The sequence below is a fragment of the Streptomyces sp. NPDC041124 genome, from assembly GCF_055592385.1.
The window spans coordinates 60,110-72,649 of the sequence record NZ_JBVIYR010000017.1 but is presented as its reverse complement, the minus strand read 5'-3'; the positions used below and the strand labels follow the sequence as shown (position 1 = coordinate 72,649).

11 protein-coding genes and 1 pseudogene are annotated in these 12,540 nt (G+C 73.2%); 7 read left to right on the top strand and 5 right to left on the bottom strand.

Features of this window, described 5'->3' with window-relative positions:
• The 3 genes from ACZ6A9_RS32090 to ACZ6A9_RS32080 form a co-directional block, all read right to left on the bottom strand.
• On the bottom strand, positions 1 to 188 hold a 188-nt coding region (locus ACZ6A9_RS32090), incomplete at its 3' end, for a DUF4396 domain-containing protein (RefSeq protein ID WP_468993079.1).
• 308 nt (positions 189 to 496) lie between these two features.
• On the bottom strand, positions 497 to 1,138 hold the full coding sequence (locus tag ACZ6A9_RS32085) for a DUF305 domain-containing protein (protein WP_468993076.1): 642 nt from the start codon (positions 1,136 to 1,138) through the stop codon (positions 497 to 499).
• A gap of 123 nt (positions 1,139 to 1,261) precedes the next feature.
• Entirely contained in the window at positions 1,262 to 1,660 is a 399-nt protein-coding gene (locus ACZ6A9_RS32080; RefSeq protein ID WP_468993073.1) for a DUF6153 family protein, read from the bottom strand.
• 368 nt (positions 1,661 to 2,028) lie between these two features.
• On the opposite strand from ACZ6A9_RS32080, the pseudogene ACZ6A9_RS32075 reads away from it, so the two are divergent.
• Positions 2,029 to 2,496, top strand: a pseudogene (locus ACZ6A9_RS32075) (SMI1/KNR4 family protein); the annotation flags it as partial.
• Between the two features lie 126 nt (positions 2,497 to 2,622).
• On the opposite strand, the gene ACZ6A9_RS32070 reads toward ACZ6A9_RS32075, so the two are convergent.
• A complete protein-coding gene (locus ACZ6A9_RS32070) occupies positions 2,623 to 2,982 on the bottom strand; it encodes an ArsR/SmtB family transcription factor (RefSeq protein ID WP_468993070.1) in 360 nt (119 codons plus the stop codon).
• Between the two features lie 137 nt (positions 2,983 to 3,119).
• Between ACZ6A9_RS32070 and ACZ6A9_RS32065 the strand changes: the two genes are divergently transcribed.
• Positions 3,120 to 4,457: an MFS transporter gene (locus tag ACZ6A9_RS32065; protein ID WP_468993095.1), complete on the top strand. Its 1,338-nt coding sequence runs from the start codon at positions 3,120 to 3,122 to the stop codon at positions 4,455 to 4,457.
• Between the two features lie 500 nt (positions 4,458 to 4,957).
• Here ACZ6A9_RS32065 and ACZ6A9_RS32060 read toward each other — a convergent pair whose 3' ends face one another.
• Complete coding sequence (locus ACZ6A9_RS32060) at positions 4,958 to 6,937, bottom strand: heavy metal translocating P-type ATPase (protein ID WP_468993067.1); 1,980 nt, start codon at positions 6,935 to 6,937, stop codon at positions 4,958 to 4,960.
• Between the two features lie 137 nt (positions 6,938 to 7,074).
• On the opposite strand from ACZ6A9_RS32060, the gene ACZ6A9_RS32055 reads away from it, so the two are divergent.
• The 5 genes from ACZ6A9_RS32055 (at position 7,075) to ACZ6A9_RS32035 (ending at position 12,522) form a co-directional block, all read left to right on the top strand.
• Positions 7,075 to 7,458: an ArsR/SmtB family transcription factor gene (locus tag ACZ6A9_RS32055; protein WP_468993062.1), complete on the top strand. Its 384-nt coding sequence runs from the start codon at positions 7,075 to 7,077 to the stop codon at positions 7,456 to 7,458.
• A 166-nt stretch (positions 7,459 to 7,624) separates the two neighbouring features.
• Entirely contained in the window at positions 7,625 to 9,115 is a 1,491-nt protein-coding gene (locus ACZ6A9_RS32050; protein WP_468993059.1) for an ABC transporter substrate-binding protein, read from the top strand.
• A complete protein-coding gene (locus ACZ6A9_RS32045) occupies positions 9,112 to 10,854 on the top strand; it encodes an ABC transporter permease subunit (protein WP_468993056.1) in 1,743 nt (580 codons plus the stop codon). The genes ACZ6A9_RS32050 and ACZ6A9_RS32045 overlap by 4 nt, the downstream gene beginning before the upstream one ends.
• Positions 10,844 to 11,812 carry an ABC transporter ATP-binding protein gene (locus ACZ6A9_RS32040; RefSeq protein WP_468993053.1) on the top strand — a complete coding sequence of 323 codons (969 nt, stop codon included), beginning with the start codon at positions 10,844 to 10,846 and terminating at the stop codon, positions 11,810 to 11,812. The genes ACZ6A9_RS32045 and ACZ6A9_RS32040 overlap by 11 nt, the downstream gene beginning before the upstream one ends.
• Complete coding sequence (locus ACZ6A9_RS32035) at positions 11,809 to 12,522, top strand: ATP-binding cassette domain-containing protein (protein WP_468993050.1); 714 nt, start codon at positions 11,809 to 11,811, stop codon at positions 12,520 to 12,522. The genes ACZ6A9_RS32040 and ACZ6A9_RS32035 overlap by 4 nt, the downstream gene beginning before the upstream one ends.
• Positions 12,523 to 12,540: the final 18 nt, after the last annotated feature.

Below are 12,540 nucleotides of genomic sequence, written 5' to 3'. Positions count from 1 at the left end.
AGTGCGGTGCCGATGACCATGCCCAGGATCTCGCCGATGGCACAGCCGGTCAGGCAGTGCAGCGTCGCCTTCACCGCCGTCGGCCAGGACGCGCCCTTGCCGTGGCCATCGTGTCCGGTGTGGCCGTGACCGCCTGCCGGGGCGGTGTGGCCGTGCGCGGTACCGGTGCGGTGCGTGCCGTGGTCCATGTCCCGTCATCCCCATTCGGCTTCTCAGCAGGGGCCGGTGCGGGCCCCACCTCTGGAACCATATACCCCCTAGGGGTATGCCGCCAGGGGTGGTCCTGCCCGGTCGCCGGGCGATGGCGCAGCCGGGTCCACACGGCCCGTCGGCGCTCAGTGCCACGAGCAAGCCGCTCTGCGGTTCTTCCACCGCGACCAGACCGGGGGTCGAGGAGACGGGGCGGAAGGTGCGTCCGTCGTCGGTACCGCGGAGGAGAACGCGGAGCGGGGGTGGGCACGAACGGTGCCCACCCCCTCGTTTCGCTCGGCGGGGATCAGTGCTCGCCGAGCAGCTCGTCCATCTGCTCGATCTCCGCACTCTGCGAGGCGATGATGTCCGCGGCCATCTTCCGGGCCGGGGCGTGGACGCCGTCGGCCTGCTCGGTCTTCGCCATCTCGACCGCGCCTTCGTGATGCTCGATCATCATCTCCATGAAAGCGGTGTCGAACGCCTCGCCCGAAGCGTTGCGGAGCCCGGCCATCTCCTGCTCCGTCATCATCCCGCCCATGCCGTGCGTCGAGTGGTCCATGGCGCCCGCTGCGGGCACCTCCTCGCCCCAGGCGGTCAGCCAACCGGACAGCTTCCTGATCTCCGGGCCCTGTGCCTTCTTGATGTCGGCGGCGAGCTTCTTCACCTCCGCCGACCGCGCCCGCTCGGGCGCGAGGTCGGCCATCTCGACGGCCTGGCGGTGATGGGGGACCATCCCCTTGGCGAAGGCCACGTCGGCCGCGTTGTACTGCCCCTGCCGCGCCGGTGCCGGGGCGGGAGCGGACGAGGAAGCGGCGGCGTCGTGGCCGCCGTGCCCGGCAGCCGAGCTGCTGTCGTCGCCGCTGCCGCAGGCTGCCAGGACGACCGCTGCCGCACCTGAGACGGCAACGGCGGCGGTACGGCGAACGAGTGAACGCTTACGGACCATGGTGAGGCAACTCCTTCGCACGCGCCGGTCACGGCGCGCGGTGTCACGGATTCTCGAGGGCGCGCGAGAGCACGGCACCCGTCACCGGACGGCGCCGGGCAAGGGGATGCCGAGCGAGCGGCTCTATATCCGCAGGAGCTGCAACTGGAAGAGATCGGGCGGGGCCCGACCGTCATGGGCCGAGTCGAGGACCGCCGTCACGGGAACGGAGGCGGCAGGCGCGTCCAGCACGGCACCGACCAGCGCCGGGGGTGTGTACCCCGAAGCGGTTGAGGCAGCCGCGCACGTCCCGTCGGCGTGATCGAGGTGGCCCGATCCGCCGTCCGTGTGCGCGCATCCCCCGTCCGCGTGCGGCACGCCGTCCACCGCGGCCATCGCCCTCTCGTGGCCGGACCCCGAGTGCGTCACCACCGTCCCCGGGGGCAGGCCGTGCATGCCCATCACACCGGCCAGCACCGCGAGAACCAGCAGCACGAACAGCCGCCCGGGCGGGCGGCTGTGTGAACGGGTGCCGACGGTCATGGAACTCATCGTACGGGGAGGTCCGCGGCGGGGCTGACGCGGACGCCACCGGATGTCCACGGCCGACGAAGCGGCAGCCGTCCTCTTCGGTGGCTTCCACCGCCGTGTGCTGTGCCTCCTCCGGACTGCCCGGCGTGACGATCCCCCGCCGTAGTACGGGACCGGCATTCCAGACGACCGACGTGCGGTCAGGGCCCCGAGTGTCAGGAACGAACCACCCCGGGTGGTTGTCGTGCTTGCGTAGCCGCCCCTCGAGACGGTCACCGTGGCGACCGCGCATGTTCTGACCGTGCGTGCCGCGCATCGGTACGGCCAGGTCAGGGCTTGCCGGGTGGACCGGCGTGCAGGGCGTTCAGGCGGCGCCGGTAGACGACAACGCCCCCACGGCGGTCGGCCGGGCCGGCGCCGGCTGGAGCTTCGCCTTCGACGGCGACCCCGCCGCGTTCGACCGGCGGCGGTTCGTCTCCCCCGCCCCCGCCGCCAGCGAGGGCACCCGCGCGGTGGTGGTGTGGAGCGGGCTCAGGGCACGGCACGGGGCCCCGTTCTTCCACCTTTCGGTGGCGCTCGACGGCATCGAGCAGTACGCGTTCACCTACGCGGACGGAGAGGTCCGGCGCAGTGGGGACATGGCGCGGGCGCTGGAACCGGGTCGGTTCTTCGCAACGCCGGACGACTCCGGGCGGGAACGGTCGCTGCTGGAAGCGGTGGCCGGGGAGTTCGGTGTGTGTCTGCCGCGCCGCGCGATCGTGCACGGGCGGCTGCACACGTTCACCACTCGTTCCTGGACGCGTCCGCCGGGGGACGGCGAGACGTACACGGTGATCCGCGTGCACTAGTAGAACATCGACGTCCCGGAGCACCTGCATGCAGACGCCGGCTGCCCGTCCAGGTCCTACGCCGGGCCGACCGCCGACGCAGCGCACAGCGCCTTCCGCTCACCGGCCGGCTCCGGGGCGCGCGGGTCAGTCGTGCGGGGCCTGCCCGCTGACCCGGTGGTCGGCGTGGCTCAGCGCCTCCATCACCAGCCGCCGCAGGTGCCCGTCCCGGAGGCTGTAGTAGACGTGCCGCCCTTCGCGCCGGGTCTCCACCAGGCCCGCTAGCCGCAGCTTCGCCAGGTGCTGACTCACTGCCGTCCGGGACGCCCCGCACCGCTCGGTCAGCGAGCCGACGTCCGACTCCCCCTGCGCGATCAACCAGAGCAGATGCAGTCGAGTCACGTCCGACAGCATCGTGAAGACCTCGGTCGCCTCCGCGAGACGCACGCTGTCCGGCGGGCGCAGATGCGCACCGGGTGCAGTGGGCAAGGACTCGCGAGCAGGCATGCACACAGCCTAGAGGTCGTATTGAGCCACCATGGCCGCCACCGGCGACTCACGGAGGTCAACATGTGCGCAGGTGCGCACTCATGGATAGAGTAGGTGCGGTCGCGTTCGCCTTCGAACTGCCGAGGGACTGCCGCATGCTCTCCGTCCTGCGCAACCGCACCTACCGGCATCTCCTCTCCGCTCAGGCGATCGCCCTGGTCGGCACCGGCCTGGCCACGGTCGCGCTGGGTCTGCTGGCCTACGACATCGCCGGGGCGGACGCGGGTTCCGTCCTCGGCACCGCACTGGCGATCAAGATGGTGGCGTATGTGGCGATCAGCCCGGCTGTCGGCGCGGTCGCCGACAGACTGCCGCGCCGGGCGCTGATGGTCGGCGCGGACCTCGTCCGAGCCGCGGTGGCGCTGACCCTGCCGTTCCTGGACCAGGTGTGGCAGGTGTACGTCCTGATCTTCCTGCTCCAATCGGCGTCGGCCGCGTTCACACCGACGCTCCACGCGGTCGTTCCGGACGTGCTGCCCGCCGAGCGGGACTACACGCGGGCCCTGTCGCTGTCCCGTCTCGCCTACGACCTGGAGAGTCTGTTCAGCCCGGCTCTCGCCGCCGCGCTGCTCTCGCTGATGACCTACAGCTGGCTGTTCCTGGGAACGGTGGCAGGCTTCCTGGCTTCAGCGGTCCTGGTGGTCTCGGTGATCCTGCCGAAGCAGGTCACCTCCGGGCCACGCGACGGCAGGGTGCGCACCAGGGCCACCGCGGGCATCCGTCTCTTCCTCGTCGAACCGCGATTGCGCTCCCTGCTCGCCCTGGACCTGGCGGTCGCGGCGGCTGGCGCGATGGTCCTCGTCAACACCGTCGTGTACGTCCGCGACGAGCTGGAGCGCAGCGCGGCCGACATGCCGCTCGCACTCGGCGCGTACGGCGGGGGTTCCATGGTCGTCGCCCTGCTGCTTCCCCGCGTGCTCGACCGGTCCTCCGACCGCACGGTGATGCTGGGCGGCGCCCTGCTGCTCCCGCTCGTGTTCGCCGCGCTCGGTGGCCTCACGGTGGCCGACGGTGCCGCATGGCGCTGGCCCGCGCTGCTGACGATCTGGGCGGCCTTCGGCGCTGCCTGCTCGATGGTGCTCACACCGACCGGCCGGCTGATCCGCGACTCGGCACCGCCCCCGCATCGCACCGCCGTCTTCGCCGCACAGTTCTCCCTTTCCCACAGCTGCTGGCTGTTGACCTATCCGCTGGCAGGCTGGCTGGGCGCGGCCGCCGGCCTGCGGTCGGCGGTGGTGTCACTGGGCGCGATCGCCCTCACGGCCGGGCTCGGGGCGGTGCGGTTGTGGCCGTCGCGGGAGCCCGGCCCGGTGGAGCACGAGCACAGCAGCCTCCACGCCGGCCATCCGCACCTCGCGGATGCCGTGCGCGTAGGGGGCGGGTGGCGGCACAGTCACCCCTACTCGGCCGACAGGCTCCACGCCCATCGGTGAGAAGCAGCCGCCGAGCGGCGCGCTTCAACGCGTCGGCCGGCCGCCTGGGGCCGGAGGGCGGCGGTCAGGTGCTCGGCGGCGACGCCACCCTGCCGGGGCAGGATCCCGGCACCCGCCACGTACGGCAGCCCGGTCCGACCGGTCTCTCACCATCCGCCCTCGGCCAGGGTCCGGGCGCACCGTGCGGACTCGGACTGGGCAGGACCCACAGCGGGTGACGCGACGGGACGACGTCGTGGCCGGCCTCGTCGGTGGGCGCGTCAGCCACCAGGGAGCGCGCCCGTCGGCCCGACCCGGCTCAGAGCCTCTGAATACCCCAGGAGGCGGCGACAAGCACGGCGATCACGGCCGCCACCGCCAAGACGGCCAGGCCGGCGCCACGCAACCAGGGGTTCACACTTCACTGGTTCCCTCAGGCGAGTGCGCCATGCCGGGGGTGAGCCTCCATGAGACGGTGACCGTGTACCGGGGTGACCGGCGGACAGGCACCCGGCGACGACTCAGCCGGCGGCCTTGCGCCAGGCCGACTCGCGCAGCAGCCGTAGGCCGTTGAGGCCGACGATGACGGTGGAGCCCTCGTGGCCGGCGACGCCCAGCGGCAGCGGCAGATGGCCGACGAGGTCCCAGACGACCAGGCCGGCGATGAAGACTCCCGCGATGACGAGGTTCTGCACGACGAGCTTGCGGGCCTGACGGGACAGGGAGATCACGGCGGGCACGGTGGCCAGTTCGTCCCGGACGATCACCGCGTCGGCGGTCTCCAGCGCCAGGTCGGAACCCCCTCGCCCCATGGCGAAGCCGGTGTGGGCGGCGGCCAGCGCGGGTGCGTCGTTGACGCCGTCGCCGACGACCATGACCTTGCGTCCGGCGCTCTCCAGTTCCCGGACGGCACGCACCTTGTCCTCAGGCAGCAGTCCGGCCCGCACGTCCTCGATGCCGGCCTCGGCGGCGAGACGGGCGGCGGCACGAGGGTTGTCGCCGGTCAGCAGTACAGGCGCGGTTCCGGTGAGGGAGGCGAGCGAGGCCACGGTCGCGGCCGCGGCCGGACGCAGCCGGTCGGCGATGCCCAGGACACCGGCCGGCGCACCGTCGAGGGTGACGAGGACGGCTGTCCGGCCTCCGTCCTCCAGCTCACCGGCCAGGTCCGCCGCGCGGGCCGAACCGGCGCCGTCGGCCCCGCGCAGCAGCCGGGCCGGGGCGCCGGCCTCGACCGTGCGTCCGTCGAGCGTGGCCCTCACTCCGACGCCGGGCGTGGAGCCGAAGTCCACCACCGGCTTGATCTCGAGTCCCCGCTCGTGCGCCGCGGTGACGATCGCCCTGGCCAGCGGGTGCTCGCTGGGGGCCTCCGCCGCGGCGGCGAGCAGGAGCAGCTCTTCATCGTCCAGGCCCGTGCCCGGGAACGGGCGGACGTCCGTGACGCGCGGGGTGCCCTCGGTCAGGGTGCCCGTCTTGTCCAGCGCGACCGCGTCGACCTGGCCCAGTCGCTCCATGACCACGGCCGACTTGACCAGCACTCCGTGGCGTCCGGCGTTGGCGATGGCCGACAGCAGGGGCGGCATGGTGGCCAGCACGACCGCGCACGGCGAGGCCACGATCATGAACGTCATGGCCCGCAGCAGGGAGTCGGTGAGGTTCGCGCCGAAGGCGAGCGGGACGAGGAACACGGCGAGGGTCGCGGCCACCATCCCCAGCGAGTAGCGCTGTTCGACCTTCTCGATGAACAGCTGGGTCGGCGCCTTGGTCTCGGACGCCTCCTGCACCATCCGCACGATCCGGGCGATCACCGAGTCGGAGGCGTCCCGTTCGACCCGTACGCGCAGCGCACCGGTGCCGTTGAGGGTGCCGGCGAAGACCTCGTCGCCCCTCTCCTTCGCCACCGGCAGGGGTTCACCGGTGATGGTGGCCTGGTCGACCTCGCTCGCCCCGTCGAGGACACGGCCGTCGGCGCCGACGCGCTCGCCGGGCCGCACCAGGACGGTGTCGCCCACCGTCAGGTCCCCGACGTGAACAGTCGTTTCGCTGCCGTCGGCCTCGATGCGGGAAGCGGTCGCGGGTGCCAGGTCGAGCAGGCCGCGCACCGAGTCGGCGGTGCGGGCGGTGGCCAGCGCCTCCAGGGCTCCCGAGGTGGCGAAGATGACGATCAGCAGGGCGCCGTCCGTCACCTGCCCGATCGCTGCCGCGCCCAGCGCGGCGACGACCATCAGCAGGTCGACGTCGAGCGTCTTCTCCCTCAGTGCCTGCAGACCCGCCCATCCGGGCTCCCAGCCACCGGTCGCGTACGACAGGGCGTACAGCGGGCCCCACGCCCAGGCCGGCGTCCCGGCCAGCTGGAGCGGCAGCGCGAGCAGGAAGAGGACCGTGGCCGCGGCTGCCCAGCGCACCTCGGGCAGGGCGAGAAGCCGCGTCCTGCGCCGGGGGACGTCTCCGGTGCGCGCGGGCGCGGGACGGTCGGCCGTGGGCGGGGGGAGGGTGGAGGTCATCGGAGCAGACAGTCCTTCACGACGGCATGACGAAGAGGCGGCAGCCCGTACGTTCGGCAGCCGCTCGCACTCACCATACAGGAGCATATGAAGACTCATTCATACATTCATGAGAGGGTCTTCGTAGGATGGTGCCCATGGGCCATGGAGCTGACGCCAAGACCACCGCCACCGCACGCGAACGCCTGGAGACGGTGGGCGCCGCCGACGTGGCCGCGACCTTTCAGGCCCTGGCCACCCCGTCCCGGCTGCGCATCCTGACCCGCCTCCAGGAAGGCCCCTGCGCCGCCACCGAACTCGCCGACGCCGTCGGCATGGAACAGTCGGCCTGCTCCCACCAACTGCGCCTGCTGCGCAACCTCGGCCTGGTCACCGGGGAGCGCCGGGGCCGCTCGGTCATCTACGCCCTCTACGACAACCACGTCGCCGAACTGCTGGAGCAGGCCCTCTACCACGTCGAGCACCTGCGCCTCGGCCTGCGGGACACGCCGAGCACGACGGCCGTGAACGGGACGGCCTGAACGCGGGATCGCACCCCCTCGAAGACCACGGGCCGCGACGCACCCTCCCGCACACCCCGGAAGCAGCCCTGCGCACCCGAGGCGGCCCCGCTTCTGAAAATGATTGTCATCGTGCTACGTTCCTTGCGCGATCAACCATTGGCCGATTCTTTACACGGAGTGTCCCGTGCGCGTCCCCGCTCGCCTTCTTCCCCTCCCCGCGGCCGCCGCGGCCTCCGTCCTGCTCACCGGATGCTTCTCCTCAACCGGTTCCGGTGATGCCGACGCCGAGGGCAAGCGGATCCGCGTCGCGATGATGCAGCCCCCGCGCTCGGGCCTGTCCCCGCTCTCCGACGACGCGTTCAAACTGTCGCGCTGGTCGACCGCCGAGACTCTGGTGAAACTGGACCACAAGGGCGACGCGCGGCCCGCGCTGGCGACCGGGTGGGAGCAGTCCGGTAAGACCTGGAGCTTCACGATCCGCGACGGCGTCACCTTCCACGACGGCACGAAGCTGACCGCCGAGGCCGTCGTCAACTCGCTCACCAGGGCTGCCACTTCCTCCCCCAAGCCGCGCATTCTCGACGGCGTGGAACTGACCGCGAAGGCCGAAGCCTCCGACACGGTCACCGTCACCACCGCCACCGAGGATCCGCTGGTCCCGCAGCGGCTCAGCTCTCCGCAGCTGTCGATCCTCGCGGTGAAGGCCTACAAGGGGAAGACGGTCGACCCGGTCGGCGCCGGCACCGGTCCCTTCGAGCTGACCGACGTCAACGGCACCTCCTCCGCCTCCCTCGACCGCTTCGAGGACTACTGGGGCGAGAGGGCCAAGGCCCCCGGCATCGACGTACGGTTCGTACCGGACGGCACCGCCCGCGCCGCCGCACTGCGCAGCGGCGAGGCCGACATCGTCGAGGCGGTGCCGGTGTCCCAGGCCGCCGTACTGGACCAGGACCTGATCACCGAGGTCCCGATGCCGCGCACCAACACCCTCTACCTCAACACGGAACAGGGCGTCTTCAAGGACCCCTCGATGCGCGCGGCGGCCCGGGCGGCCGTCGACGCCGAGTCGATCGTGAAGGGTGTGTACGAGGGCCGCGCCGACGTCGCCGAAGGACTGCTCGGCCCTGCCCTGCCGTGGGCGGCCGGGCTGCGCGAGCCGGTGTCCCGCGTGAAGGCGGGCAAGCCGTCCGGGCAGACCATCACCATCGGCACCTTCACCGACCGGGCCGAGCTGCCCGAGGTCGCCGCCGCCCTGCAACAGCAGCTGCAGAAGGCCGGGTTCAAGGTGAAGCTGGACGTCCGCGAGTACGCGCACATCGAGTCCGACGCGCTGGCGGGTGAGTTCGACGCGTTCATCCTCTCCCGCGCCACCGTCCTCGACTCGGGCGACCCGGCCGCGTACCTGTACAGCGACTTCGCCTCCGACGGCTCCTTCAACATCTCCCAGCTCGCCGACGCGAGCGTGGACCAGGCCTTGCAGAAGGCCGGCGAGAGTCCGGCCGGTGACGCGCGCCGCACGGCGGCCGTCGCCGCCGAGGCCGCCGTCCTCGCCACCGACGCGGCCGTCCCGATGCTGCACGAACGGGTGATCCAAGGCGACGCCGCCGACGTGGTCGGCGCCGCCCACGACCCGCGCGAGCGGGAACTGGTCACGGCGGACACCTACGTCAGGTGAGGCCCGGTCCGGCGGGAGTGACCCGCGTCGTCTGCCTGATCACCGTCCTGGCGGCCGTCGGGCTGTTGCCCTGGCTGTCCGGCAGGGACCCGGCACTGACCGTGCTGCGCGCCCGGTCCGCCGAGCAGGAGCCGACGCGCGAGGCCCTGGACGCCGTACGGCGGGACCTCGGCCTGGAGGCCGGCCCCCTGTCCCTGCTGGGGACATGGGTGTCCGGCCTGCTCCACGGCGATCTCGGCACCTCCTGGGTGTCGGGGGCCGAGGTCCTGCCCTCCGTGGTCACGGGGCTCCAGGTGTCGCTGACCCTGATGGGTTGCTCGGCGGGCGTGGCGCTCCTGCTGGCGTCCGCGCTGGTCGCGCCCGTGCTGGTACGGGGGCGGGGGTCGGCCGGGGCCGTCGCCGCGATGCTGGCCGCCGTACCGGAGTTCCTGCTGGCGACCATCGCGCTGCTCGCCGGCGGGGTCTGGCTGGGATGGCTGCCGACGTCCGGCTGGCAGGGCCCCGAGAACATGGTGCTGCCCGCCGTCGCCCTCGGCGTCCCCGCGGGCGGCCTGCTGGGTCGGCTGGTCGCGGACGCGCTGCCCGCCGTGCTCGGCGAGCGGTGGGTGGAGCTGTGGAGGGGCGCCGGCGTGAGCCGGGGCCGGATCGCGGCCGCCGCGCTGCGCCGTGTCCTGCCGCCGCTCGTCCCGCAGTTCGGGATGGTCGCCGTGGGGCTGACGGGCGGCGCGGTGGCCGTGGAGACGGTCTTCGCGGTGCCCGGCATCGGGCGTACCGCCCTCGGCGCGGCCAAGTCCCAGGACCTGCCGCTGCTCCAGGGTTCCGCCCTCGCCCTGCTTGGCCTCGGTCTGCTCACCGGCGCGCTGGCCGCGTTGATCCGGCGTCGGTTGCTGGGCCCGGCCCTGCGCGACGCAGGGCTCGGTCTGCCCCCGGCCCGCACGGTCCGCGCCCACCCTGCGGTCCCCGTCGCGCTCGCCGCCGTGCTCGCCGCGACCATCGGCTGGGGCCTGTTGCGCGACCCGTACACCGTGAACACGACGGCCCGTCTCGCCGTGCCGTCCTGGGCGCACCCGCTGGGCACCGACGGTCTCGGCCGTGACGTGCTCGCCCGGCTGGGGCACGGGGCCGCCTCGACGGTGGGTACGGCGGCGGGTATCTGCCTGCTCAGCCTGCTGGCCGCCCTGGCGCTGGGCTTCCTGCCGGGAGTGGCTGCGGGGGCCGCCGACATCGCCAACGCCCTGCCCCCGGTGATCGTCGGCATCCTGGTCGCGGCGGCCGCCGGGCCGGGCACCGGCGGCGCGGCCCTCGCGGTCGCCCTGATCTCCTGGCCACCGCTGGCCGCGCACGCCGCGGCGCTGGTGCAGGAGGTGCGGGCGTCGGCGTTCCTGACCGCCCAGCGGGCCATCGGCGCCACCCCCTGGTGGATCCTCACCCGGCACGTCCTGCCGTCCGTCGCCGCGCCCGTCGCCCGCCACGCCCTGCTGCGGCTGCCCGGCATCGCCCTCGCCCTGGCCTCCCTGGGCTTCCTCGGTCTCGGCGCCCAGCCGCCCGCGCCGGAGTGGGGCCTGCTCCTCGACGAGTCCCGCGCCTACGTGGAGCGGGCCCCGTGGGCCGCCCTCGCCCCGGCGGTGGCGCTGGCCCTGCTGGCGGGTCTGGCGGTGTCGGGCGCGGCGTTCACGCGAGGACGTCCCCGCAGAACCACCCGGGTCCGTGCCGCCGAGGAGGCCGTCGTTGGAGTCTGAAACGCTGCTGTCGGTGCGTGACCTCCGCATCGCCTTCGACGGGGACGAGGTCGTACGCGGCCTGTCGTTCGACGTCCGTCCGCACGAAGCGCTCGCGATCGTCGGGGAGTCGGGCGCGGGGAAGTCCCTCACGGCCCGGGCGCTCCTCGGCATGCAGCCCCGGGAAGCGACGACGAGCGGGACCGTACGCCCGGACCTGTCGGCCCACCGCGGCCGCCGCATCGCTCTCATCCCCCAGGACGCCCTGTCGGCCCTCTCCCCCGTGCACCCGGTCGGCGACCAACTCGCCGCCGCCGTACGGTCGGTGGTCCGTGTCTCCTGGAAGGAAGCCAGGTCCCGCGCGGTCGCGGCTCTGGACCGCGTCGGCATCCCCGACGCCGCCCGCCGGGCACGGGCGTACCCGCACGAGTTCTCCGGCGGCATGCGGCAACGTGCGGTCATCGCCATGGCGGCCGTCAACGAGCCGGACGTCCTGGTCGCCGACGAACCCACGACCGCCCTGGACGAGGACCACCGCGACCAGGTGCTGCGGGTCCTCGCCGAACAGCGTGCGGCGGTCGGTGCGGCGCTGGTCCTCGTCACGCACGACCTGGACGCCGTACGGGAGCACACGGACCGCGTGCTGGTCATGTACGCCGGGCGGCTCGCCGAGCACGGCCCGACGAGCGAGGTGCTGGCCCGCCCGCGCGCCCCCTACACCGCCGGCCTCCTCGCCTCCCTCCCCCAGCACACGTCCCCGGGCAGCCGCCTGCCCGTCCTGCGCGGCGCCCCACCGGCCCCGGGCACGCTCCCACCGGGCTGTGCGTTCGCGCCGCGCTGCCCGCTCGCGGCGGACGTCTGCCACCGGTCGGACCCGGAACCGCGGCAGGCGGACGGACGGCTGGTGGCCTGCCACCGCTGGACGGACCTCCCCCACCCGGCGACCGAACTGTTCCAGGAGGAACGGCACTCCCCATGAGCGATGTTCTGCTGGACGTCCGCGACCTCGTCGTCCGTCACGGCAAGGCAACCGCCGTCGACGGCATCTCCTTCACCCTGGCCGCCGGCGAGGTCCTCGCCCTCAACGGCCCCTCCGGCTGCGGCAAGTCCTCCACGGCCCTGGCCGTGCTCCAGCTGCGCCGCCCGGACGGCGGCGAGGTCCGCTTCGAGGGCCGGCGGCTGACGGAACTCACCGAACGCGAACTGCGCCGGGTCCGCCCCCGCATGCAGCCCGTCTTCCAGGACCCGTACGGGTCCCTCAGCCCTCGCCACCGCATCCGTGACGCGGTCGCGGAACCGCTGAGGGCGCAGGGCCGCTGGGACCCCGCCGACGGCCCCGCCCGCGTCGCCGAGCTCCTCGACCGGGTCGGCCTGGACCCGTCGTACGGGGACCGCCTCCCGCACGAACTCTCCGGCGGCCAGTGCCAGCGCGCCGGAATCGCGCGGGCACTGGCATCCGACCCGCGCCTGCTGGTCCTCGACGAGCCGGTGTCGTCCCTCGACCCGTCGATCCGGGCCGGCGTGCTGAACCTGCTCGCCGACCTCCGGGACGACCTCGGCCTCGGCTACCTGTTCATCTGCCACGACCGGGCGGTCGTGCGGCACTTCGCGGACCGCGTGATCGAGATGCGTGACGGGCGCGTCACCTCCGAGTGGAGTCCTCGACCACCTGACGCGGCCCTCCGGTGAGCTGCTCCGAGTCCGGAC

Bases quoted from the DNA above. Each gene is read 5' to 3' on its own strand.
- ACZ6A9_RS32085 (WP_468993076.1), bottom strand. From the start codon at position 1,138: ATGGTCCGTAAGCGTTCACTCGTTCGCCGTACCGCCGCCGTTGCCGTC.
- ACZ6A9_RS32080 (WP_468993073.1), bottom strand. From the start codon at position 1,660: ATGACCGTCGGCACCCGTTCACACAGCCGCCCGCCCGGGCGGCTGTTC.
- ACZ6A9_RS32070 (WP_468993070.1), bottom strand. From the start codon at position 2,982: ATGCCTGCTCGCGAGTCCTTGCCCACTGCACCCGGTGCGCATCTGCGC.
- ACZ6A9_RS32065 (WP_468993095.1), top strand. From the start codon at position 3,120: ATGCTCTCCGTCCTGCGCAACCGCACCTACCGGCATCTCCTCTCCGCT.
- ACZ6A9_RS32060 (WP_468993067.1), bottom strand. From the start codon at position 6,937: ATGACCTCCACCCTCCCCCCGCCCACGGCCGACCGTCCCGCGCCCGCG.
- ACZ6A9_RS32055 (WP_468993062.1), top strand. From the start codon at position 7,075: ATGGGCCATGGAGCTGACGCCAAGACCACCGCCACCGCACGCGAACGC.
- ACZ6A9_RS32035 (WP_468993050.1), top strand. From the start codon at position 11,809: ATGAGCGATGTTCTGCTGGACGTCCGCGACCTCGTCGTCCGTCACGGC.